At 61.8% G+C, this 21,696-nt stretch carries 24 protein-coding genes; 17 read left to right on the forward strand and 7 right to left on the reverse strand.

Translation table 11 applies throughout. The features are described 5' to 3' along the window. The first annotated feature begins 23 nt into the window (after positions 1-23). The 7 genes from C2L64_RS52705 to C2L64_RS52735 all read left to right on the forward strand — a co-directional run bounded on the left by C2L64_RS52705 (position 24) and on the right by C2L64_RS52735 (position 6,165). Positions 24-1,715, forward strand: a complete 1,692-nt coding sequence (locus C2L64_RS52705) for a site-specific integrase (RefSeq protein ID WP_007180429.1) — start codon at positions 24-26, stop codon at positions 1,713-1,715. 582 nt (positions 1,716-2,297) lie between these two features. Next, positions 2,298-2,570: a hypothetical protein gene (locus C2L64_RS52710; RefSeq protein WP_090839065.1), complete on the forward strand. Its 273-nt coding sequence runs from the start codon at positions 2,298-2,300 to the stop codon at positions 2,568-2,570. A 68-nt stretch (positions 2,571-2,638) separates the two neighbouring features. After that, entirely contained in the window at positions 2,639-2,836 is a 198-nt protein-coding gene (locus C2L64_RS52715; RefSeq protein WP_028229649.1) for a hypothetical protein, read from the forward strand. Further along, complete coding sequence (locus C2L64_RS52720; RefSeq protein ID WP_028229648.1) at positions 2,833-3,747, forward strand: DNA cytosine methyltransferase; 915 nt, start codon at positions 2,833-2,835, stop codon at positions 3,745-3,747. Before C2L64_RS52715 ends, C2L64_RS52720 begins: the two co-directional genes overlap by 4 nt. A gap of 94 nt (positions 3,748-3,841) precedes the next feature. Next, a complete protein-coding gene (locus C2L64_RS52725; RefSeq protein WP_007183080.1) occupies positions 3,842-4,834 on the forward strand; it encodes a DNA-binding protein in 993 nt (330 codons plus the stop codon). After that, positions 4,831-5,142 (forward strand): H-NS histone family protein, encoded by a 312-nt coding sequence (locus tag C2L64_RS52730; protein ID WP_090839066.1) that lies wholly within the window; start codon positions 4,831-4,833, stop codon positions 5,140-5,142. Before C2L64_RS52725 ends, C2L64_RS52730 begins: the two co-directional genes overlap by 4 nt. Before the next feature lie 12 nt (positions 5,143-5,154). Further along, positions 5,155-6,165, forward strand: coding sequence for a hypothetical protein (locus C2L64_RS52735; RefSeq protein WP_090839068.1), 1,011 nt, complete (start codon positions 5,155-5,157; stop codon positions 6,163-6,165). 8 nt (positions 6,166-6,173) lie between these two features. On the opposite strand, the gene C2L64_RS52740 is transcribed toward C2L64_RS52735, so the two are convergent. Genes C2L64_RS52740 through C2L64_RS52750 form a run of 3 tightly spaced genes read right to left on the reverse strand, consistent with a single transcriptional unit; the run spans position 6,174 to position 7,960 of the window. After that, the gene (locus C2L64_RS52740) at positions 6,174-6,839 is read right to left on the reverse strand and encodes a hypothetical protein (RefSeq protein WP_090839070.1); all 666 of its coding nucleotides are present in this window, start codon (positions 6,837-6,839) and stop codon (positions 6,174-6,176) included. Beyond that, positions 6,832-7,512: a nucleotide-binding protein gene (locus tag C2L64_RS52745; RefSeq protein ID WP_090839072.1), complete on the reverse strand. Its 681-nt coding sequence runs from the start codon at positions 7,510-7,512 to the stop codon at positions 6,832-6,834. Before C2L64_RS52745 ends, C2L64_RS52740 begins: the two co-directional genes overlap by 8 nt. Before the next feature lie 13 nt (positions 7,513-7,525). Beyond that, positions 7,526-7,960, reverse strand: coding sequence for a hypothetical protein (locus C2L64_RS52750; RefSeq protein ID WP_090839074.1), 435 nt, complete (start codon positions 7,958-7,960; stop codon positions 7,526-7,528). Positions 7,961-8,209: 249 nt separating this feature from the next. Here C2L64_RS52750 and mobA point away from each other — a divergent pair, with 249 nt between their 5' ends. The 7 genes from mobA (at position 8,210) to C2L64_RS52785 (ending at position 14,321) form a co-directional block, all read left to right on the forward strand. Next, positions 8,210-8,509, forward strand: a complete 300-nt coding sequence (gene mobA / locus C2L64_RS52755) for a plasmid mobilization protein MobA (protein ID WP_158660685.1) — start codon at positions 8,210-8,212, stop codon at positions 8,507-8,509. A 3-nt stretch (positions 8,510-8,512) separates the two neighbouring features. Then, positions 8,513-10,729 carry a TraI/MobA(P) family conjugative relaxase gene (gene traI, locus C2L64_RS56205; RefSeq protein WP_305728315.1) on the forward strand — a complete coding sequence of 739 codons (2,217 nt, stop codon included), beginning with the start codon at positions 8,513-8,515 and terminating at the stop codon, positions 10,727-10,729. 67 nt (positions 10,730-10,796) lie between these two features. Further along, positions 10,797-11,252: a DotD/TraH family lipoprotein gene (locus C2L64_RS52765; protein WP_007183072.1), complete on the forward strand. Its 456-nt coding sequence runs from the start codon at positions 10,797-10,799 to the stop codon at positions 11,250-11,252. A 15-nt stretch (positions 11,253-11,267) separates the two neighbouring features. Next, positions 11,268-12,293, forward strand: a complete 1,026-nt coding sequence (locus tag C2L64_RS52770) for a type IV secretory system conjugative DNA transfer family protein (protein ID WP_007183071.1) — start codon at positions 11,268-11,270, stop codon at positions 12,291-12,293. Further along, positions 12,290-13,453, forward strand: a complete 1,164-nt coding sequence (gene traJ, locus C2L64_RS52775) for a plasmid transfer ATPase TraJ (protein ID WP_007183070.1) — start codon at positions 12,290-12,292, stop codon at positions 13,451-13,453. Before C2L64_RS52770 ends, traJ begins: the two co-directional genes overlap by 4 nt. Continuing rightward, positions 13,450-13,719 carry an IcmT/TraK family protein gene (icmT, locus tag C2L64_RS52780; protein WP_007183069.1) on the forward strand — a complete coding sequence of 90 codons (270 nt, stop codon included), beginning with the start codon at positions 13,450-13,452 and terminating at the stop codon, positions 13,717-13,719. Before traJ ends, icmT begins: the two co-directional genes overlap by 4 nt. A 194-nt stretch (positions 13,720-13,913) precedes the next feature. Next, positions 13,914-14,321, forward strand: coding sequence for a plasmid fertility inhibition factor family protein (locus C2L64_RS52785; protein ID WP_244144674.1), 408 nt, complete (start codon positions 13,914-13,916; stop codon positions 14,319-14,321). A 160-nt stretch (positions 14,322-14,481) separates the two neighbouring features. Here C2L64_RS52785 and C2L64_RS52790 read toward each other — a convergent pair whose 3' ends face one another. After that, positions 14,482-14,970, reverse strand: a complete 489-nt coding sequence (locus tag C2L64_RS52790; protein ID WP_007183067.1) for a hypothetical protein — start codon at positions 14,968-14,970, stop codon at positions 14,482-14,484. Positions 14,971-15,006: 36 nt separating this feature from the next. Then, on the reverse strand, positions 15,007-17,124 hold the full coding sequence (locus C2L64_RS52795) for an LPD7 domain-containing protein (protein ID WP_244144673.1): 2,118 nt from the start codon (positions 17,122-17,124) through the stop codon (positions 15,007-15,009). Positions 17,125-17,673: 549 nt separating this feature from the next. Here C2L64_RS52795 and C2L64_RS52800 point away from each other — a divergent pair. From C2L64_RS52800 to C2L64_RS52810, 3 genes are all read left to right on the forward strand, one after another. Continuing rightward, complete coding sequence (locus tag C2L64_RS52800; protein WP_007183065.1) at positions 17,674-18,201, forward strand: hypothetical protein; 528 nt, start codon at positions 17,674-17,676, stop codon at positions 18,199-18,201. After that, positions 18,188-18,886 carry a hypothetical protein gene (locus C2L64_RS52805; protein ID WP_226206304.1) on the forward strand — a complete coding sequence of 233 codons (699 nt, stop codon included), beginning with the start codon at positions 18,188-18,190 and terminating at the stop codon, positions 18,884-18,886. Before C2L64_RS52800 ends, C2L64_RS52805 begins: the two co-directional genes overlap by 14 nt. Positions 18,887-19,357: 471 nt before the next feature. Further along, positions 19,358-19,681 carry a hypothetical protein gene (locus C2L64_RS52810; protein ID WP_007183063.1) on the forward strand — a complete coding sequence of 108 codons (324 nt, stop codon included), beginning with the start codon at positions 19,358-19,360 and terminating at the stop codon, positions 19,679-19,681. 70 nt (positions 19,682-19,751) lie between these two features. Here C2L64_RS52810 and C2L64_RS52815 read toward each other — a convergent pair whose 3' ends face one another. Then, positions 19,752-20,312 carry a phospholipase D family nuclease gene (locus C2L64_RS52815; protein WP_090838866.1) on the reverse strand — a complete coding sequence of 187 codons (561 nt, stop codon included), beginning with the start codon at positions 20,310-20,312 and terminating at the stop codon, positions 19,752-19,754. A gap of 17 nt (positions 20,313-20,329) precedes the next feature. Further along, entirely contained in the window at positions 20,330-21,694 is a 1,365-nt protein-coding gene (locus C2L64_RS52820; RefSeq protein ID WP_090838864.1) for a hypothetical protein, read from the reverse strand. Positions 21,695-21,696: the final 2 nt, after the last annotated feature.

Raw genomic sequence — 21,696 nt, forward strand, 5'->3', positions numbered from 1 at the left:
GTTTCCATATTAAACTCGATGACATGAAAACGCGCCCCACGAGCCCGTCCGCCGCCGACATCCCGACCGACTTTCCTGATGCTGATGCACTGGCAGCGCTGCGTGCCTGGTACGAGGGCGCATCCTCGCGTGAGGCGGCACACCGGTACATGCAAGATCGGCTCAGCCACAGCCAGTCAGCCCGCGGCGTCATCGGCCAGATCCGCCGGCAACTGGCACTTTATGCCCGTAACCGACAGCGGGCAGATCTGGCCACGCTGTTCGAATGCCCGGCCCAAAAGCGTATGCATCATGCGCGCGCCACCACGCAGGCTGTCGAGCTACTGCGCATCATGCCTGCGCCAGCTCCGCAGATCGGCGACGACATTGCGCACTGGCTGCCGAATCGCGCTGCCCGCACCCTGCACGCGGCCGGCATCCGGACCCTGGCCGATCTCACGGTACGGATTCCGCGTCGCCGGCAGTGGTGGACCGTCATTCCGGGTCTCGGGCCGGCCAGTGCAAGAAGGATCGAGGCCTTCTTTGCCGCGTACCCGGCGCTCACGGAGCGGGCCCGCGCACTGATCATCGCGGATCGGCAGTCAGTCGTGACGCCTTGGGAGCAACTACGGCTACCGCACGAGATCGACGGATCCGCCGGCGCCTTCCGCGCACCGGTGTCGGCCTGCATCCTCGGCGTCGACAACGATTACGACGCTATCCAGGCATGGCTCGCGTTGCACGAATCCCCGGCCACGCAGCGGGCCTACCGCAAGGAAGCCGAACGGCTGATTCTCTGGGGCATCGTTGCTCGCGGCAAGGCGCTGTCTTCGCTGACCACCCGGGATGCCACCGACTACAGGGCGTTTCTGCGCAGACCTACACCGCGAGAACGCTGGGTCGGGCCACCGCGGCCGCGCACATCAACGGACTGGCGCCCGTTTGTCGACAACCTCTCGGCCCGTTCGATTGCGCATGCGCTTGCCGTGCTCAGCGCCATGTTCCGCTGGCTGGTCGAGCAGCGCTACGTCGTGGCCAACCCATTCTCCGGCATCAAGGTACGCGGCAGCAAGCGCGCCATGGCTCTTGAAACCTCGCACGCTTTCACCGAAGGAGAATGGATGCTGACGCGCACCATCGCCAACGGGCTCGAGTGGTCGTACGGCTGGCAGGCGCCCGCTGCGCAACGGTTGCGGTTCATGCTGGATTTCGGCTACGCAACGGGACTGCGGATCAGCGAACTGGCTGACGCCACACTGCGCAGCATCGAAGTCGACGCAGCCGGTGATCACTGGCTGCACGTGGTCGGCAAGGGCGGCAAGCCAGCCCGCGTTACCCTGACACCCCTAGCGCGCACAGCGCTGGACCGATATCTGCAGGAGCGGGGGCTTCCTGTCAGCCGTGCTCACTGGAATCCGACCACGTCCCTGATTGGCAGCCTTGACGACGCCGATGCCGGCATCAAGCCCTTGCGGCTGTGGGAAGTCATGCGCCGGTTTTTTCGGCTCGTCGCGCAGATTATCAAGAACGACCATCCGGTGCTGGCTGAAAAGCTGCATCGGGCCTCTCCGCACTGGATGCGGCACACCCATGCGACCCACGCGATCGCCAGAGGGGTTGAGCTGAGCGCCGTACGAGATAACCTGCGTCACGCGTCGATTTCGACCACGTCGATTTACTTGCATACCGACGATGTAAAGCGGGCACGGCAGTTCGGGCAGGCATTTACCGACTGAGTTACTCGCTCGGCACGTCAGGCAACAAACCGATTGACGTTCACAATGTGGAATGACGGAATTTTCTGGGGTTCCGGCGTAGAACCCCAAGTACCTTGAGTTTCGCCGCGCCGAGTACAACCACAATGGCGCAATCCATCAGGTTGCGCTGTACTTCCGCGACGAGCTCGGCCTGAACCTAGTCGACGCGACGCAACTGGCACGTGACGCGGCCGAAGACGCCTAAGCCGCCGCCGGCGGCCGCACCTACCCATCCCCCGCCTTCCCGCCCTGCGGGAAGGAGCGAGTCGCCCTCTGTCGTCAAGGGTGCGGGGGAGATAAAACCACCCCCACACCCTCGACTGGAGCGTCTATCCCGGCACGCCAGCCCGTCAAGGGCCGCTGCGCTGCCGTCCTCACCCGTTCGGTGCTCGACCTGGCCTGCGGCCAGCTCTGCGCTCCGCTGCGGCTTCCGGGCGCCCCCTTGACCATCTGCCATGCCTCAACACCCATCCAAATATTTACGCAATTACGTATTTACGTATGTACGTATGTAAGCTATACTAGGTCCATGCTGTAGAGCCAACCGGAAGGAGAGCGACGATGCAAGTACGAACCCTCGCGCAAGCGATCGCATTCGGAGAAGTGGCCGCGGAATACCAGCAGTTGCGCCGCGAGTATCCGACGATTCGCGCACTGACGATCAAGCGCTATATCCACGACGATGAAGGGCTCACGCTAGAGCAGTTCGAGTGCGCCACGGAACGCGGCCACAAGTGGAGTTACAGCGGGTCGGCCTACGGCGGCGACGACGACAGCTATTTCGGCGAGGGTCAGTGCTATTGCTGCCACTGCGGAGCCGACGGCGACGCCTGACATTGTTCGCTGGGAGTCGGCGGCTACCGGCTTCCAGCGGGATCTTCCACATCCGTCTAGGAGCATTCATGGTTACGATCACACGAGCCGAGTATGACCGCGTTCACGCCGATTTCCGAGGCGTCTGGACGACTGAGCGCACCGACATTCCCGGCTGGGAGAGCATCCGTCATCAGTATCTCGGCAAGCGCACGCTCGTTCGCGACAACGCGTTGCTGATCGAGGGCTTGTCGCTGACGATTGTGGAAGAGGGCGCGGCACAATGAGAGCGATCGACCTGTTCTCCGGCGCCGGCGGTTTCACTGAGGGCGCGATCATGGCCGGTTGCAGTGTCGTATGGGCAGGCAATCATTGGCCGCTGGCGTGCGAATATCACGCACGTAACCATCCCGAAACCGAGCACGCCTGTCAGGATCTGCAGCAGGCGGACTGGCGCACGGTGCCGACGCACGACCTGATGCTCGCAGCTCCCGCCTGTCAGGGGCACAGCCCAGCTCGAGGGAAGGAAAAGCCGCATCACGATGCACTGCGGTCGACGGCATGGGCCGTCGTCGCTTGCGCCGAATATCACCGCTCCCCCTTCATTGTCGTGGAAAACGTTCCCGCCTTTGAGCGCTGGGCGCTCTATCCAGCGTGGCGTGATGCGATGCGCCTGCTCGGCTACGCGATCGCGCCGTACATCATCGATGCGGCGGACCACGGCGTTCCGCAGCACCGCAAAAGGCTGTTCCTGGTCTGCACCAGGTCGGCCGCACCGATCGGCCTCGACCTTTCCCTGCGGGACCACAAGCCCATTCGCGACGTCATCGAGTGGGATGCGCCGGGCTGGAGCAGGATCGACAAGCCGGGGCGCAGCGCTAACACACTGGCCCGGATCGCAGCCGGACGCCGCGCCTTCGGCGACCGCTTCGTCGCGCCGTACTACGGCAACGGTTCCGGCCTTACCGGCCGCTCAATCGACCGCCCGATCGGCACGATAACCACGGTAGACCGCTGGGCCATCATCGACGGCGACCGTATGCGGATGCTCCACCCGAGGGAAGCGAAACGCGCGTGCGGATTTCGGCCGACGTTCGCCTTGCCGTTGAACCGGCGCAGCGCCATGCACCTGCTGGGCAACGCCGTCATGCCTCCGGCCGCCGCCGACCTTCTGCGCGCGCTTCGCCGAGCCGCATGAATTCATGTACACATTTTTCGTTCATTGAGTAGTAATAATAGTAGTGTTATTATTATTCCTACCACTAAACCGACGCGGACCCCGTGAGGCACGTATGAATCAGGAACTGAAAGACCGCATTTTCGCTGCCGCCGACGATCTGTACGCCGAAAACGGCGAGTTTCCGAACGTCGACGCAGTGCGTCAGCGCGCGCGCGCCGGCATGAACTATGTGGTCGAGGCATTGAAGGAGTGGCGGCAGAAGCAGCGGATGCTCGTGCAGAGCGTGCGTGAGCCGCTTCCCGCCGAGTTGCATGACGCGATGACGGGGTTCGGTAACCACATATGGGAAGTCGCGCAGCGGCTGGCCAACGATGCCCTAGAATCGGCGCGGGCCGCGTTCGAGGCCGAAAAGAGCGACTTGGCGCGCCTGTCGGCCGAGCAGTCGGATGCGTACGAAGCCCTTGCGGCCGAGCACGAACGCACGGTCGAGGAGTTCACTCGCCTGCAGGGTAGGGCCGCGCAGCTCGAGGAGGAGCGGTCGGCCTTGGGCGAGCAACTGCGCACGGCCCAGCAGGAGGCGCACGTGGCCGCCACCGAGACTCGCGAAAAGGCGGCGCTCGTCGACCGCCTTGAGAAAGACCTCGAGCGGGCGCGAACCGACGTCGACGGCGTTCGCGCCGAGCTGACTGCCTCGCGACGCGAGCTCGCCGACGAGCGCGAGAAGGCATCGAAAGCCGAGGCGAAGCACGGTGCGGAGAAGGAAGCCGCGCGGCGTGAGATCGATGAGTTGCGCCGTCGCGACAAGGAGTTGGCGCAGGAACTCGCTAACTCGCAGCGGGCGGCTACGAAGGCCGAGGCCGAGCGCGACAAGCTGTCCGAGCAGTTGGCCGATGTGCGCAAACGTACCGCCGACGAGATCCACCGTGCGCTGGAGAAGGTGCAGCAACGCGAGGCAGAGGCGGCACAGGCACGTAAGGAGGCGAGAGCGGCCGGTGAGCAGCTCGCGCGCACGTCGGGCGAACTCGATGCCGCCAAGGCTCAAGTGGTCGACCTGCGCACGATCATCAAGGATCTGTCGCCCACGAAGCGGACGCCGAAGGCATGACGAATCCGCCCGCGCGACTTACCATCTACCAGCAGCTTCTCTCCGAACTTGCGGAGCTCGACAAGCGGATTGAGCTGGCACGGGCGCGCGAGCGTGTCCACGCGATCGAGACCATCCACGGCCTGATGGACACTTACGGCATCAAGCACAAGGATCTCGTCGGCAGAAACGGCCGCCGCGGCGCCTACCAAGTGAACGCGTTGCCCGCTCGCTATCGCGACCCGGCCACAGGGCAAGAGTGGTGCGGCCGTGGAAACGTGCCGCGATGGATTCGCGGGCAAGACCGCACCCGATTTCTCATCGACTGACCTTGTACCGCCATGTCTGAAGACGTTCAGCGCCTCAACTACAGCACACACGCGCTCGAGCAATTCGAGCGGCTGATCCCGACTATCCGCCGCGACATGCCGGGCATGCGCGCAGGCTACGAAGCCGTCGCGCACCTCCTGCGTATCGGCGTCAAGTACCTGCTGCCCAACTGCGCCGATCTCATCGACGTCAGCGAGCTCCGGCAGGTTCACATCGACAGCATGCGGCTACCGCATCCCGTCGCCGCGCTGGAAGCGCCGTGGGTGTTGCCCGACGGCGAGGGCGGCGACAAGGGTATCCTGCGCTGCCCGAAGCGCATCGCCTTGTGCGTCGAGCTCGACGAGGATGTCGCGGCGCTTCTGCCCGGTACTGAGCACTTGCTGAGCGAACCGGACGGCGGGGTGTGCGTCATTCCGATCTACTGGACCGACGCCGATCAATGGCAACTCGCGCCAGGCGGTGCCTTTGTGCCGCATTCCAACGAACTCAGCGCCTACGTGCCCGAACAGGCCGACGAGCGTACCCGCATGCTCAACGAGCCCCTACGCGAGGCCAGGCTGTCCGCTCGCAAGATGCGTCAGTTTCAGGTCTCGCCCTTTGTCATCCTGCCCGAGCGGTACGAATTCGACGTTCAGCAACTCGGCTCGCTCCGGGCCGTCCACTCTGAGACCTTGGCCAACGCTCGCGACGAGATCCAGGCCCTGATCCAGACCGGATGTGTCGTCAACTGCGCGAACATCGAAGCGCCGACACTGGAAGCCCCGGCGAAGCTGAACAAAAAGCGGGAGCAAAACGGCAAGGTGCCGTTTTTCGACTATCGGGTGCTGGCCGTGCGGCCGAGCAATGCCACCGATGGTCGCGGCAAGGGAGGGCAGCACGCCAGCCCGAAGGCGCACATCCGGCGTGGGCACATTCGCCGGCTCGAACACAAAACCGTATGGGTGTCGGATACGCTCGTCAATGCAGGCTCTGCGCGCGGCGTCGTCGTCAAGGACTATGCCGTCCGTCCGCTGAAACCTTGAGCGAAACCTTAGAGCACCTTCCAAACCGCCACTACAGGCCACAGAAAGGCCGCTGACGCGGCAAGCAAGCCGAGGCAGGCGGCAAGCAGCCCGAGCCGCCTCCCGGCCTTCAGGTCGTCTCTCGCGCGCCACGCAGCGCCGATCGCCGCCGCTGCGCCACCGGCCGCGGCGAGCCACCCCGCCGGCGTGCGCGCCAACGCCCCCAAGATCGCTACCAACGGACCGTCGCCCGGCGCAGGACCTGACCAATAGGGCAGGCGTCCACTGCCCAGCACGAAGCCCACGAACACGCACAGCGTCCCGAATGCCGCGAAGGCGAACCATGCCCATCCCCACGACAGCCACCGCGACGCGTCGACGAGGCGCACAGCAACCCGCTCGCTCGTCTTGCTTACCGCGTCGGAGAGCGTTCCGAGCGCCTTCTTCGTCTCCGCATCAGCGATCGCCGCCATTGTCGCCCGCTGTTCGTCGAGGATCTTGCCGACCTGATCGGAGATCATCCCCGGATACTTCCGATATAGCGTGTCGTAGGACTCCAGCGCCATCAACACGAGCCAAAGCGCATCGTTATCGCGAATGTTGAGCGCGTTCTTCACGCGATACAGGCTTTGAATCTCCTTCTCGGAAGGCTGCCGCCCCAGCAGCTTCTCAAAGCTCGCCTCAATGTCAAGCATCGAGCACTTCCCCGAGCGATTTACGCACTTCGTTGCGCCACCTGGTCAGTTCCGCGCGGTTGCCGATCGGCAGCTCTTTCATCGCCGCCGTGATCGACAGCCGCTTGCTGTACAGATCGTCGCTTACACGATCGGCAAGATCCGGCAAGTTGACCGACTTACCGCCGCCGTCTTCCACGGCTTTACGCGTCTTTGAGGTGTTGTACAGCTCGAACTTCCGCTCGTCGCCGAAATACGTGTTGCGCACGACATGAATCGCAGATCCCGGCAGCGATTCCATGTACTCCTTGAGCAGCTCCAGACTGTCGCGCTGACGGTTGATAACCCACAGCGTAACCAGCTTACGACCCAGCTCGCCGAGCGTGCTGTTCAGTGTCTCACCATATGCCGCCACGCCCTTGTTGTTCCTTGCCGCTGTATTGACCACAACGACCGCATCCGAATGCTCGTGACAAATGTTCACCAGATCGATCCAGCCGTTCGCCTCATCGAGGTTAATAAGCTCAGCTTTGATCTCATCCTTGTACATCTTCCACACGTCAGGATTCGACGTGTCCGATTCGATCAACAGAATCTTCTCTGAACGTTCCTGCAAGGTGTCGATCAAGCCGATCGACACAGCCGATTTGCCGACGCCGCCCTTACTGCCACCCACAAAATAGATCGGTTTCATTCCTTCTTACCTCTCAGATGTCGTCTGAATCAGCGCGCGGTGTGAAGCCGCCGCTTCGTTGAGAAGGCTCTTGAGCCTCCGCTTTAGCCGGCACGATCGGTGCCGACGGTTTAGCGGCCTTGGTGCCCGATTCGCCTTCGGTGATGCTGGTTTTTTTCCTCGCTTCTCCCTTCTCAGAAGGCTTCGGCGTTTCCGCTTTTTGCCGTCGCTTCGGCTGCGTAGCAGCATGTCGTAACGCCTTCTCTGAAATCCGTATAAATCCCTTCATACGAAGTTTCTCGGCGATCTGAGCATAGCTATAGCCACGAGCCAGCCAATCGTTCACCACCCCGGCCATCAGCTTGATCGTCTGGGCTCTGTCTGCTGCCCGTTCGTTCTCGTCGATCTCCGGGAACTCTTTATCCAGTTCATCAAGCATCAGCTTGATCTGGCCAACAGTGTATTTCATATCATACCTATAGTACAAAAAAAGAGGTCCGCAGGACTCGATTCTAGTCTTTCAGCTTGATGAGTCAAATTCTTACCGCTAAACTTCGTGAACCGATAACGGTAGTTCGGGGACAGGGTAGGGTTTGCTATACCGCCATAAATGGCGACATAGCAACCGGCAGCGCACCAGTCGTTTCACTCCCTCTGCGCAGCCTACCGTCCCTGCTCAGGGCGAAGCCCCGAGACCCCAACAGCATGAGAGTCCAGTGTGAGTGGCAGTGAGGAACGACAGAAAACGAAGCACGTAATGGTGAGGGTGACGCCCGAACAGTTGGTCATTCTTCGCGAGAAGGCCACCGATTCCGGCGTCACCGTGCCAGAATACTTGCGCGCGTGCGGCCTTGGCCGCCGCACACGCAGCAAGATGGAGGCGCACATCATCAACGAATTGCGCCGCCTCGGCGGACTGCAAAAACATCTGTTCACCGAGGGCGGCGGCGTGCTGTCCAAAGAGTTTGCTGCAGTCCTTGTTGAAATTCGCGCAGCCATCGCACGGATCGGTGACTGACCGATGTTGGCGAAAATCCCCGAGCGACGCCAAGACGGCAGGTCCGACTTCGGCGACCTGGTGGAGTACATCACCAACCGCGACGACGACCAGGAGAAACTAAGTGACGAGCTCGATCCAAGCGACCGAAGAAGACACCACCAAATTCTTGAGCGTGCTCGAGAACATCTCGCAGGAGCAGAAGACCATCTGCGCGCTGCTCGACGAACTAATTCTATTGATGCAGATGCCGTCCGAGTCCGTCTTGAAAGTGCTCGAAGGGCTGTTGCTGCCTATGGGGCAGAACATGGTCGATCTGACGAGCGAGTTGAAGACGCAGCTCGTGGACGAGGAGGCGTAGATGGCGATCAACATCAACGAAGCCTTGCCCGTGCTCGAAACCATCTACGAGCAGCAGCAAGCTATCTCCGACAGGCTCCGCAAGCTGATCGAGACTTTCAAGAGCGAGCCCGAGCCCGTCGAGCCAACCTTGCGTTTAATGCTGAGTCCGCTCAACGAAGGCATGGACGAGATGCATCAGATGTTGTCGCCGACCTCGGGCGACTCCTCGGCGAGCCCGAGCGAGTCGTAACGCCCAACGGCGTCGCATGCGAACATAACTGCCTGTCGCTGGCGACCGCTGCCGGCGAAATGAATGCCGTCGCGGCACAGAATCCGCGGGTCAAGGACCCGGTGTATCACATCGTGCTGTCGTGGCCGTCGTCGGAATCGCCGACGGACGAGCAGGCTTTCGACTCTGGCAGGTACGCGCTCGCGGCTGTCGGCATGGCCGATCATCAGTACGTGTTCGCCGTGCATCGCGATACCGACAACGCACACCTGCACATTGCCGTGAATCGCGTCAATCCCGATACGTTCGCGGCGGTCTATCCGGAGCGGGACTATTTCAAGCTCGATCGCGCGATGCGCGAGCTCGAACTCCAGAACGGGTGGCAGCACGACAAAGGACCATACGCCGTGTTCGAGCGTAACGGCCAAGTCGTCATCGATTGGGCGAGCAAAGATCCCAGCACGAAGGGCAAGCGACCGACGCCGGCGGCCGACATGGAGCGGCATGCCGATCAGGAAAGCCTGTTCACCTACGCGCGCGGCGAACCGCGCAAGGCGCTGCTGGCTGCGCTGAAGAACGACCAGCTCACTTGGCGGCAACTGCACAACCTTCTCGCGAAATACGGTCTCGAACTGCGCGAGAAGGGGCAGGGCTTCGCGATCTTTGATCTGAACTCAGGCGACACCACGCCGATCAAGGCCAGTGACATGCACGAGGCGCTTGGCAGAACCAGGCTAGTCAAGCGCCTCGGCCCGTTCGAGCCGTCCGAGTCGACAACCGACTCCGTTCTGACCTACGACAAGCATCGACCACTGAAACGCGATCCCAAGGTTCGCGAAGAGCGCCGGCAGGAGCGCGCAGAGGCTCGGCGCGAGCTGCGCGCGCGGTACGACGAGTACAAAAGCGGCTTCGTCTATCGCCGGCTTGACCCGACCGACGTCCGGGCCCGGTTCGCGGCGCTTCGGGCCGACGCGCGTCAGCGTCGCCTCGAGGTACGTCAAACAGTGACCGATCCAGCCGCCCGCAAGGCCCTGTACAGCGTGATCGCTTTCGAGACGCTGCGCGCACGCGATCGGCTTCAGCGGGAGATCCGCAACGAGCGCAAGGAATTGCGCGACGATCAGTCAAACCGACGCCAGCCATATCGTGAATGGGTCGAGCGTCAGGCGGCCACTGGCGACGCAGCAGCTATCAGCCAACTGCGTGGCTTCACCTATAGCGAGAAACGGCGTGCGAAGGAGCTCGAGCGGGCGCTCGCCAACGACGGAGCGGACGGCATCGTTCATCCGGACGACGCTGATCCTACAGCGCGTGACATCGCGGAAGGGATCTATTTCCGCGTTCGTCGGGATGGAACGGTCGTGTACCGTGTCGACGACGGCCGCGACGCCTTCATCGACCTTGGCAGACGCATCGACGTGTTGGCGAAGGGCGCGGCAGACAACTCCGCGATCGCCGCAGCCCTGCACCTGGCCGCCGAGAAGTATGGCGGCACGTTCGAACTCACCGGCAGTGAGGAATTCAAGCGCCGGGCAATCGACATCATGCTCGAATACAAAATCGACGCCCGCCTCAAGGATGCGGCTCAAGACGCGCTGCGTCGCTCCAGAGCTGCCGAGTTGGCGCGGGCAAGCCGCGACGCAAAGACTAGGCAACAACGCCGGAAATAGCCCCTTTCATTGCCCTCTTCGGTTTTGTATAGTAACCTTAATACGAAATTTAAAAGGAGGGCCACCTATGGCTATGCCGCGTTACACCCTTGCCGGTTTGCTGATCGGCCTCGCGCTCACTGGCTGCGCGACCCAGCCGAAGACCGACAACGCTCAAACCGAAATCGATCGCCAGATCCTCGACGCCTCGCAGAAGATCCAATCTGCGCAGGCCGACCTGTATCAGGCCGGTGCGCTGAATCAGGCGACCACGAAGTTGCCAGTGTCGATCGTCGACGATCAGCACCGCGTCACACTCTCGTGGCAGGGCGACGCCCTGCAGCTCCTGAACAAGCTCGCGCATGATCGCGGACTCGCGTTCTCGTTCATGGGCTTGCGCATGCCGCTGCCGGTCAACATCGACGTCAAGGACGCGTCTTACGACGCCGTGATGCAGATGGTCCGGGCGCAGATCGGCTACCGCGCCGATGTCACGCAGTACCCGGATAAGCTGGTACTGCAATACAACCGTCCGCAGTCCTGATACGGGGAGACGATCATGAAGCGCTTTGTCGTCGCGGCGATCCCGCTCCTCGTGGCCAGCATGGCACATGCTGCCGAGACCCAAGCCCCGGCCGCCGCATCGGCCCAGCAGGCGCAAACGCCGGCAACAGCGTCCTCGGCATCGGCCCCGGTCGCTCAGGCGCCGGCTGCGCCGGCACCCGAAGCTCAGGCGTCGACGCCGGCACCTGAAGATCAGCCGGTCACGCTTGATTCGCTCCTGAATCCGCCGTCGAAGGCGACCACCGGCCTCACGGATCTGCGCATGCAGATGCTCACCGAAGCCGGCAAGACGGTAGGCTTCCGCGGCGGCATGGCCGCACGTGCGCGCGTACTTCGCGACGCGCTCAACGCACGCGCCGAGAACCTCGATACCATCTTCCAGTTCTCGCCGCTCATCAACCGCAACGGCACCATTCCTCCGGTTATCGTCGAGGCCCGCGAACTGTCGTCGTTCTCGCCCGACCAGATTCGCACCGCGAATCGCGTCTACAAGATCGAGAAGGAAGAGCGCTTCGTCAGCGTTCCGCCGACGTGGCGAGACTACCTGTTTGTCGGGCTCCCGATGAAGGGCGGTGTCGATCTTCCGACCTTCGATACTCGGCCGCAGAACGGCAACGAAGAGGCTGTTTGGCGCGATGCAGTCAAGAACGGGTGGAGCGCAGGTGAACAGCAGGCGGATGCGATCCTTGCCGCCAATTTCAACCGGCTCACGCGTGACTACACCGGCATGGTGCGGTACTCGACGCTCGTGCAGGAGGGCATGATCTCCACTACGCGCGTCGCTGAATCCCGTCAGACGGTCACTGGTGACGGCCGGCAACTCATGCTCGGCGATACCCTGCGCCGCGTGACGAGCAAGGCAACGTTCGAAACGAACCCGAACAAGTGGAGCCCAACCGTCAATCGCGGCGAACAGCCCGCGCCGAAGGTCGCACCAGTTCCGCAGTCGGGCACTGCGCCTGCTGCCAAACCACCGGCAACGCAGATCGAAGGCCGACCGCTTGGCGACGACGAGAAATGAGTGAACTCATCCAGTTCGAGCCCTACGATTTTCGGGGCGACGTGACCGCGCATACTTTCAAGCACTTCTTGAAATATTGCTCGGATTATGGCGTTTCGGACATTCTCGTGCAGGGCGGCGATTACGCATGGGTCGAAATTCACGGTCGTCAGCGGCAGGCGAGCACCCACACGATCAAGCAGGGCCATCTATCCAGCCTGCTCAGTTCAGTGTGGCAGGCCGAGGTCGAGAACAATGTGCGTGGCGGTCACGGCGCGGACCGCTCATTGGAGCTCGCCGGGGAAGAGCTTGGCATCGAGCGCGGCAAGTTCCTTCGTTTCCGCTGCAACTTCATCCAGGGTCGCGTGGCACGGTTCGACATGGCCTACGCGATCACCATGCGCCTGATCCCGTTCGACTTGCCCGACATTACCAAGATGGGCATCGAGCAGGAGCTGTTTGAGGCGTTCTATCCCGGCATGGGCCTCGTTCTCGTCTGCGGCCCGACCGGCTCGGGCAAGACCACACTTCAATCCGGTGTCTACGGCTATGCCGGCATCTACATGCCGGACCGCAAGGTCATCACCTACGAAGATCCGATCGAATTCGTGCTCGGCGGTGCGCACTGGAAAGGCCCGCAGCCGCACCAAGCTCAAGTTGGTCGCGACATCGAGAGTTTCGCCACTGGCCTGCGCAATGCCATGCGCCGCAAGCCGAGCATCATCGGCATCGGCGAAATGCGCGACCTTGAGACGATCGACGCTGCGATCGAGGCTGGTCTGACCGGCCACTTGACCTACGGCACCATGCACACCGAGTCGTGCGCCGAGACGATCAACCGCGCGATTCAGGTCTATCCACCGCAACAGCAGTCGGCCGTCGCTTCGCGTCTGCTCGGCTGCCTGCGTGTCATTGTCGTGCAGCGCCTGCTCAAGACAACTGACGGTAAGCGCGTTGCCGTTCGTGAGTTCGTGATATTCGATCGCGACTTCAAGAACGAGTTGCAAATGCAGCCTTACGACCAATGGGCACCGATAATCCGCGCACGTCTGGAGTCCCAAAAGGCGACGCTGGACGATAAGGCTTGGGCTCTCTACGAGGCTGGCCGTATCGACAAGAGCGAATTCATCGAACTGGCCGGCCATAAAGCATTCCGTATCCGTTCGCAGGAGGCAGCATGAGCATCTCCATCTGGCGCCACGCTTCGCAGACACCGACGTTGCTCGGCATTCCCTGCATCGCGTACATGCCCATCTTCGTTTGGCTGTTCCACATGCGTTGGTGGACCTTCTGGACCGCCGTGGGCGTGATCGTGTTCTTCGCCGTGCTGGCGAAGTTCGGCCTCACGTTCAAGGTCCTATGGCAGAAGTTCCTGCACCTGCTGCGCGGTTCGCGCATCTACGCCCGTCCGTGGTGGTATCGCAACCGCTTCCAGGATCACGAGTGATGCTCGAGCGAATCCGCATTTCCATTGCGCGTGCGAGCGAGATTCGCAACCTCGAGCGCCAAGTCGCAGCCTCGCCACGCGCGAAGGCGTGCAACATTCACCAGCTCGGCCACGATCGCGCCGTATGGCGCATCCCTGTACCAGGTCAGGCCGATCGTTACATGTCGGCATCCGCTGGCCACATCGGAAACGAGATGTTCGCGGTGCATGTCGACGCCGACGCCTTCTACCTCGCATGGTTGCGCAGCGACGAGCAGTGCGTTCTGCGCTCGCAGATGCCGCGCGACTACAAGTATGCGTATGCGGTCGACGGATTCGCGCAAGGCAGTTCCAATCCGGTACCGCTCGCCGACGTCGGCGCATGGAACGACGAGCGCGGCCGCACGCACATCGGCTTCACCAACGGAATCACGCGGAGCTTCTGGCTCATCTCCAATGGCGCTCCCTCGTTTCCGGTGCAGGTCCACGGGCGCGAGTCGGCCGAGCTGCTGCATCGCACGGCCGGAGCGACCCAAGGGCCGATCTGCTACGCGGATTTGTTCGCACCCGCCGACCTGCGAAACGCGCCGAACCGATCGTCCAGCCGCGCGCCGCGGCCATGATGTCTCTCAGCCTCTAGCACGGCCCTCGGATAACGCTAGAGGACTTCTCGCCGGCCCTTGTGGCCGGTTTTTTTTGCCCGGCAGAGGTCGCTCGCGCGCTGGCGCCGGGCAAAAGAAAAGGCCACCGAAGTGGCCTTTTGGCAGGATCGCGATTGGATCGTCATTTCCAGATATTGCTCCAGAAGGCCGACGATTGCGACGACCCTGCACTGGTCTGCTGCAACGACGGGCCACTGATCTGCGGCACGCTGCCAACGATCTGGCCAGCGCCCGTGCCATTCACAGCACTGCTGACCTGGCCGTTGATGCCGTTCATCACGCCGTTGATCTGGCCATTGACGTCACCGACGACGCCGTTGACCTGATCACTTGCGATCTGGCAGACCTTATTCTTGATCTGGTCGAAGATGTCAGAGAGGGACGGGAATTGCGGGGCGGTAAGCACCGAAGTGATACCGCCCACGCATTTTCCAAGAATGTCCGAGGAGGACCGTTCGCTTTGGGCAGTCTGCTGCGCAGCCTGTTTATCCCGATCGTAACCGCTCTGACTGCCTTGCGCAGCAGCGCTGCCGCTTCGGCAGGTCGCTGCCTGTACGCTGACAGCAGAGCACAGCAACAGCACGAATAACGCGCGTACATAGATTTTCATGGCGATTCCCTCGATGGATTAACAGGCGGCACGGCGTCAAGCCTTAGCGCGCGAACTACGGCGTGCTTTTGGAGCGCCGGCCGCGTCCTCCTTTGCTTTGGCTGCCGGCGCCGTCGGTTTTGGGCTCGCTTCTCCCGGAGCCGCGCTGCTCTTGCTGTCGTCTTTCGGACGCGCTTGACGCGCCTCCTGAAAGCCCAGCTTCCGGTGCAGCTCGTCGTCGACGTTCTTCGTGATCCGCGCTTTGATGACTTCGTTCCCGACGCTGAACAACACTTCGTCGAAGTATACGGGTTTCCCGTCCGAGCGACGGTTCACGGCGTTACCGAACCCGAGTTCCTTCCAGTTCGTGTCGTCGCCATTGCCATGCGGCTCGACGAGCTTCAGGAAGTTCGGCTTGATCTCGCCGGTCTCGGGATCAGGATTCTTGCGCTCGTTCATGTGCGCGATCACCTGGTGCTTCTCGTCGCCGACCTTGATGAAGCCCTGCAGATAGTCGCCGTTGCCCTTGAACAGCAGCGCCGTCGTGTCGAACTCGCCATTGTCGAGCTTGCGCACACCACGCAAGATCAATTTCGGCTCGTTCTCTTTTGATGCCTGATTGTCACTCATAGCAGTTACCTCACTGTTAGACGATTTCGCGCTAACTTCACCATTGCCCATTGCGTCGCGCAGGCGCAATTCGGATTCCGAACCGGATACAAAGCCGGCCGGTTCAGATTTCATGTTCGCGAGATAGCCGTCGGCGTCCGCCGGCGGATCGCAAGGCTTCCCAGCCTTGTCGAACCAGTAAATGAGATCGGAGGAGGGCTGCGGCCCGAGTTGCTCGAGGTCGGTCTTGAGCTCGTCATCGCTCTTGGCCCACACCTGGATCGCTTCGCGCTGCACGGACCACCAATCGAGCGCGCGCACGGGGAGCAGATCGGCCGCTAGGCGGCTCGCCGGCGCGTCATCCGGTGCATCTGACGACGAGGCCGTCACGGGCGCGTTTCCCGCTTCCTGATCGCCGTTAGCCGGCTTGCCAATGAGCGGCTTCGGTCCCGCCCCTTCCTGCGCTTCCGGCAGCTTCGGCTCCTCACCCGCGGCCTTCGCGAGCTCGCGGCGAAGCGCGTCCTGTTGCGGGTTCTTCAACGTCACGTCGACCTTATGCTTGAGCATGATCTCGATCGCGTGCCGCTGAAACGCCTCGCTACCCGTCAACTCGAACGAGCCGCCGTACTTCTCCTTCGCGAGCAGAATCGCGGCAAGGATCGCTTCTTCATCTTCATTCGCCTTGCTGGCCATCACGATCTGTTGACCGTGATCGATGAACGCCGGGCGCTCACTCACCATGTAGAGGACGCTGCCGTCCTTCTGAGCTTTGTACGTGACGTTTTCGAGCAGCTTGCTGATCGCCAGCTCGGGATCGAACGGTTTGTCGTCGGCGTCGCGGTCCTTGGCCTCGCCAGCGAAGCCGTCGGCTTCTTCCGCTGCCGGCAACGGCGACGCCGCGACCGGCGCAGCGGCAGGTGCGGTAGCTGCTGCTTGCATGGCCTCGTCGGTCTTCTCGGCGCTCGCGTTCTCCGGGCTGTCGCTCGCGAGCGACTTCGCTCGCGCGTGGGCGACAGCCAGCAGATCCTGCGTCTCTCGCAGCGCAAACGTATCGGCGTTCGCTGCTCTAAGGGCCTCGAGGCGCAGCTCCAAACCGAACGCATAGTGCTCGACCGCCTGACGACGTTCGAGAACATAGCTCGGTGCCGGATCGCCTTCATTGCCAGCTCGCAAGGCCAAATCGGCGATCACTTCCTCGTGATTCGCCGACGCCCGCGACGCCTGATATGCCCGTTCGCCTTCGAAAGCCCGTTGGACTGCGCTTTCGGGAAAAGGGCAGGGCCGCGTCGTATCGACGCGCGCCATCGTCGTCGCGAGTTCGAGGGCCGCGCCTAGGTCGGCGCGATCACCGCCGAGATACACGCGATCGACAGCACGGCCGAGTCGTGCCCATTCGGCATCGGGGACACGCCCAGCATCTTTGAACGATTCAGCGATGCGCAGCGCTGCCTGTTGCTCGGCGAGAAGTGCCGCACGGCTATCCACGTAGTCGCGCGCTTTCCGTTCTTCCTTCTCGGCGGACCTTCGATCGTTCTCAGCGGAGAGTGTCTTGACACGATCGACCATTTCTGCATCGATTGTCTGAAGAATTTCCGCATATGAAACGTTTGCGGAAATATTTTGAAAGATGTCATCGGCCGCAAGCTCGTGTCGATCACCTGGCATCGCATGCCAGGCGGTCATGTCAGCGACGGCCCAATGTCGCACGAAGTCGGATGCGAGGGCCTCCGATTCTTTCGTCTTACGGACCGTGATAAGCCAATCTCGATACGCAATAGACCGTTGCCCAATCGAGCCCTCGGGCGACACTTGAGAACCCGTTCCTGGACTGACCAAGCGCTCGTAAACCGCTTGGCGGAATTGCTGCATAACTGCGTCAGACTCAGCGCTCATAGGGCATTCCCTAGTTAGTGAAGGGCTGGGTTCGCCTCAAGTCACGACGCATACAGGCCGTTAAACGCCTAGTTGTTACCGTGAGCCGATCGTGGGGCTGAACCCTAGCCGCGCGAATTTCGTATCGTGTATATTATTCAAAATAGCCCGCCTTGGGAAGTGCCTAGAAAACACTGCCCACGGAGGGGCATCCTTGCTATCATTCCGTGAATGAGTATGGATATGAAAAATGAACAGCTTCAGCCAATCTGCGGAACTGACTTGGAGCGCTGGAGGATCGAGAACGGTCTGACGAAAGTTGCGGCAGCGGACGCATTCGGCTTGCAGAAAGCGAAGTGGGAGGAGCTGACCAGTGCTGAGAACTCGGCAAAGCAGATCGCCGATCCGGTAGTGGCCATGCTCCTTCATTTGTATCGGCAACACCCTGAATCAGCGCCCGTAGAACTGCCGCCCGACGTCAAGGAGTTTTATGACTTCCTCGGGCTGCAGGACACGCCGCAGGATCGCGACAAGTTCGCAACGCTGATCGGACGTTCGCCGCCGTCGGTATATCGCTTGCTATTGCATGACGGTAAGCCCGGTCGGCCGGTGATGCGTTGGATCGAAGCAGTGCGACGGCTCAAGCTGACGCCGAAGAAAACTCTTCGGACGATGGCTGACGTAGTGAGCAGTGTTGGCGACCGACAGCACGTCGAGAAAGTGCTGATTCAGGGCTGGACTAAACAAGGTGATACTGGTGACAACGAGTGAGAAGCCCGACTCACAGCATATTATTGAACTATCGACGGTGTACTTTTACGAAGGTGCGGCGCCGCGCGTGATCGCGCTGAAGGATTGCGGTTTGCCTATGAAAAGCCCCGTTCCTGGGGCTTTTTCCGCTTTATACGGATACCAAAGCAAGCAGGAAGGATTCATGGCGGCTCGTGCCTATGCCGACAAGAATCGCCTGCAGTTCACCGTCATAGATCTGCTGGTCAAGCTAGACCAGAAACAGAATCCGCTCATGATGAAGCCGGAGGATCTGCCACAGCACGACTTCATCACGTTCCAACGGCTGTCGCGGAGCATGATGGACGAACTGCAGGGAATCCTGAAACGGCAGCTCGAGCACGAGGGCGTCGATACGAGCACGCTCGACCCGTCGAAACCTCACGTGCTCCTGATGCAGCGACCGGACCTGATCGCATCGGTTATCAACGAGCCGGGCTGGGAACACATGAAGGTCGTGACCTACCCGGCGAAGATCGCGCTCAGTGAAAAACCGCTGAACGTCGGCACCGTGCCGTTCAGGCATTGGGACTCGATTCAGAAGGCCACGTGTCGATTGAATCCAAACATCCAGATCACGCTCGATCCGCCGGATCAGCGCACAAAGGATGCCCCGGCGAGTGCGCCGGCACCAACCGACCGCCCACGCGCTCCGCGTATGAAGTAACGAAGCCACCGAAGGGCGGCTTTTCACACCTGCATTCAGCAGAGCAGGGCAGGGCCGCCGGCGGCGGCCACACCCACCCATCCCCCGCCTTCCCGCCCTGCGGGAAGGAGCGAGTCGCCCTCTGTCGTCAAGGGTGCGGGGGAGATGAAACCACCCCCACACCCTCGACTGGAGGGTCTATCCCGGCACGCCAGCCCGTCAAGGGCCGCTGCGCTGTCGTCCTCACCCGTTCGGTGCTCGACCTGGCCTGCGGCCAGCTCTGCGCTCCGCTGCGGCTTCCGGGCGTCCCCTTGACCGCCTGACATGCCGAACCCCCCAGCCAAATATTTACGCAATTACGTATTTACGTATGTACGTAAGCAGACTATAATAGATCCCATGCAGTGACGGCCACGCCTCACCGCATCCCGGCCGGAACCACTGGCGGCTACCAGTCCCCGGCCTACCTCCCAACCGTCTAGGAGCAACACCATGAACGATCGCGCACCGATCTTCTTCTTCGACAAGCTGGCAGCGCTGGCCGACTTCACCACATTCGATGTTCGGGCTACCGAGGACGGCGGCATGCCGGTCTCGTGGGCGGTCGTCGGCACCTTGCCCAACGGCGAGATCTGGCCGGTCCTGACCGACCTGCTGACCGAGGCCCACGCGCAGATGGTCATGTCGTTGTGCGAGCTGGCTGCGATCGCGCCGGACGTCATTCGCGCGTTGAACGCGTTGCCGCGCCAGAAACTCAGCGGGCATTACGGCGACACCTACGAGCTCGTGGCAGCGCTCGAGCGCGTCACGCGATGAGAGGGCAGGCCGATCCTCAAGGCCGCCTTATCGCCTGACGCATGAAAAAGGCCGGATATCCGGCCTTTTTTCAATATGCGGGCTTCAGCTCGACGCTCTCCTGCCATAGCCGCGCCCACTCGGCCCCGTACCGATCTGCGAGCGGTTTCGCGTTCCACAGGACCAGTGCGTTCTCCGCATTCCGGTTCGCGGCCGCCGACGAGTAGTTGAACGAGCCGGTCTCCACGTGAAGTCCGTCGATCACCATGAACTTGTCGTGCGTCGCCTCGTATCGGTCGTTCAACCGCACAGGCACACCCTGGTTCGCGAGGAACCACACAGCCGAATAACTCTTCGCGTTCTGCCCGCGATCGGCAACGACGGCGACCTTCACCCCGCGGCGATGCGCGGCCAGCAATGCGGTCGCGATCGGTTTGCTCGTGAAGCTGTACGCAACGACAACAATCGACGAGCGCGCGCTGCCGATCGCCTGCAGCACGACGTCCAGTGCGCTCGCAGGGCCGACGGCCGGCGAAAACCCGAGGTCATACGCAGCGCCGGCGGGCAGCGCTTGCGCTGCGATCGCGCCCTGCGCCGCAACGGCGATCGCGGCAGCGGCGACCCAGCGCCGAAGGAAGCGAGAGTTCATCATGTTCAGGCTCCCCAGCGTCAGAACCGCACCTGGCGGAACGATGCGGACTGTCCTTTTTCCAGCATCCGCACAGCGCCCGTTTCCTGCGGCTTCAGGTACTTCAGATCCTTGACCTCGATCTTCAGCTTGCGCGCCGCTTCGTCCCAATCGGCCGTGGCCAGGTTCAGCAGCAGCAGCGTGCCGGCGTTCTTTATGAAGTCGGACGAGAAGTGTGCCGGTGACTGGCCCGCGAGCAGGATCGCGAGGCCGAACTTGCGCATCTCGTTCACGACCACGTTGATCGGGTTGCTCGCATCCTCGTCGTTGAACTTCTTCGACTCGTCGAGCACGATCAGCCGACGCAGCTTACCGCCCGACTCGCCGCGTTGCATCATCTCGCGGATGATCGCGCGCATGCGAAAGCGCACGAACATCTTCAGCTCGTCCTCGGACTGCGCGAGCGGTTTGAGAATGTAGCGACGCACGCGGGCGTTGCCGAAGGGCGGGGGATTCGGATTGAAGATGCCGGTCGCATTCAGGTTTTCAAGCCGCGTGATGACGCTCAACAGCACATCCTTGCTGTTGTACTTCATCGCCTCTTCGAACTCGCGGCCGTTCTCCAGACTGTTCAAAAAGTTGGCATGCGTGTCGAACGCCTTGGCCTTCGCCGTCTCCATCCGCTTCTGCAGGCGCTCCATGTCTTCGTCGTCTTTCGCGCCACTCTTCGCGAGCTTCGTGCGAAGTTGGTTCACCGCGGCCATTGAACGACAGTATTCATCGAACGCGCTGAGCGCTGCCCGTCCGTTGTCCTTGTCCTCGATACCCATCCACAGCGCCTTGAGCTTCCGTTTCGCAAAGCCAATCACGTCACTCAGTGTCGGGTACACCTCGCGCAGGCCTGACCAGTTGCGAGCCTCCATCATCTCCCGGATCTCGGCCTCCGACGCTTCGCGTCGCGCCCACGAACGCGGATTGTCGGAGAAGATGCCCTTCATCATGTACGAGTCGGTCAGCAGGTGTCGAAGCACGCCCTCTTGATTGCCGCCGAGCTGGCGTGCCGTGCTGTTGATCGCCTCGATCACGTCGTTGACCGCGCGGCGCACACCGCCGTAGTGCGGATCGGTGTTCAGCACGAGCGGGTTGTATCCGTAACGGGTTGCCTCGCTGAACATCACCGTCTTCGCGCCCTCGATCTCAATGTCACCGTGGTAGTCGAAGATGTCGATCTCCACGTCGTCGGGCATGCCCGTGACGAACTGGCGAATCCAATGCGTCTTGCCTGCGCCCGACGTTCCGGCGACGCCGACGTGATGATTCGACACCTGCGCTTCGCGCCAGTAGACCGGGAGTTTTACATTCTCGCGGAGCTTCCAAAAGTCATGACCTATGAGGATTTGCGACATTG

The organism is Paraburkholderia hospita (genome assembly GCF_002902965.1).
In the GTDB taxonomy this organism is placed as follows: Bacteria; Pseudomonadota; Gammaproteobacteria; order Burkholderiales; family Burkholderiaceae; genus Paraburkholderia; species Paraburkholderia hospita.

What these genes read in the sequence shown, in the direction of transcription:
- C2L64_RS52720 (WP_028229648.1), top strand. Translation starts at nt 2,833, where the DNA reads ATGAGAGCGATCGACCTGTTCTCCGGCGCCGGCGGTTTCACTGAGGGC.
- C2L64_RS52715 (WP_028229649.1), top strand. Translation starts at nt 2,639, where the DNA reads ATGGTTACGATCACACGAGCCGAGTATGACCGCGTTCACGCCGATTTC.
- traI (WP_305728315.1), top strand. Translation starts at nt 8,513, where the DNA reads ATGTTGGCGAAAATCCCCGAGCGACGCCAAGACGGCAGGTCCGACTTC.
- C2L64_RS52815 (WP_090838866.1), bottom strand. Translation starts at nt 20,312, where the DNA reads ATGATGAACTCTCGCTTCCTTCGGCGCTGGGTCGCCGCTGCCGCGATC.
- C2L64_RS52800 (WP_007183065.1), top strand. Translation starts at nt 17,674, where the DNA reads ATGAAAAATGAACAGCTTCAGCCAATCTGCGGAACTGACTTGGAGCGC.
- C2L64_RS52730 (WP_090839066.1), top strand. Translation starts at nt 4,831, where the DNA reads ATGACGAATCCGCCCGCGCGACTTACCATCTACCAGCAGCTTCTCTCC.
- C2L64_RS52710 (WP_090839065.1), top strand. Translation starts at nt 2,298, where the DNA reads ATGCAAGTACGAACCCTCGCGCAAGCGATCGCATTCGGAGAAGTGGCC.
- C2L64_RS52820 (WP_090838864.1), bottom strand. Translation starts at nt 21,694, where the DNA reads ATGTCGCAAATCCTCATAGGTCATGACTTTTGGAAGCTCCGCGAGAAT.
- C2L64_RS52770 (WP_007183071.1), top strand. Translation starts at nt 11,268, where the DNA reads ATGAAGCGCTTTGTCGTCGCGGCGATCCCGCTCCTCGTGGCCAGCATG.
- C2L64_RS52705 (WP_007180429.1), top strand. Translation starts at nt 24, where the DNA reads ATGAAAACGCGCCCCACGAGCCCGTCCGCCGCCGACATCCCGACCGAC.
- C2L64_RS52750 (WP_090839074.1), bottom strand. Translation starts at nt 7,960, where the DNA reads ATGAAATACACTGTTGGCCAGATCAAGCTGATGCTTGATGAACTGGAT.
- C2L64_RS52725 (WP_007183080.1), top strand. Translation starts at nt 3,842, where the DNA reads ATGAATCAGGAACTGAAAGACCGCATTTTCGCTGCCGCCGACGATCTG.
- C2L64_RS52785 (WP_244144674.1), top strand. Translation starts at nt 13,914, where the DNA reads ATGTTCGCGGTGCATGTCGACGCCGACGCCTTCTACCTCGCATGGTTG.
- C2L64_RS52735 (WP_090839068.1), top strand. Translation starts at nt 5,155, where the DNA reads ATGTCTGAAGACGTTCAGCGCCTCAACTACAGCACACACGCGCTCGAG.
- icmT (WP_007183069.1), top strand. Translation starts at nt 13,450, where the DNA reads ATGAGCATCTCCATCTGGCGCCACGCTTCGCAGACACCGACGTTGCTC.
- traJ (WP_007183070.1), top strand. Translation starts at nt 12,290, where the DNA reads ATGAGTGAACTCATCCAGTTCGAGCCCTACGATTTTCGGGGCGACGTG.
- C2L64_RS52740 (WP_090839070.1), bottom strand. Translation starts at nt 6,839, where the DNA reads ATGCTTGACATTGAGGCGAGCTTTGAGAAGCTGCTGGGGCGGCAGCCT.
- C2L64_RS52810 (WP_007183063.1), top strand. Translation starts at nt 19,358, where the DNA reads ATGAACGATCGCGCACCGATCTTCTTCTTCGACAAGCTGGCAGCGCTG.
- C2L64_RS52790 (WP_007183067.1), bottom strand. Translation starts at nt 14,970, where the DNA reads ATGAAAATCTATGTACGCGCGTTATTCGTGCTGTTGCTGTGCTCTGCT.
- C2L64_RS52745 (WP_090839072.1), bottom strand. Translation starts at nt 7,512, where the DNA reads ATGAAACCGATCTATTTTGTGGGTGGCAGTAAGGGCGGCGTCGGCAAA.
- C2L64_RS52795 (WP_244144673.1), bottom strand. Translation starts at nt 17,124, where the DNA reads ATGGTCGATCGTGTCAAGACACTCTCCGCTGAGAACGATCGAAGGTCC.
- C2L64_RS52765 (WP_007183072.1), top strand. Translation starts at nt 10,797, where the DNA reads ATGGCTATGCCGCGTTACACCCTTGCCGGTTTGCTGATCGGCCTCGCG.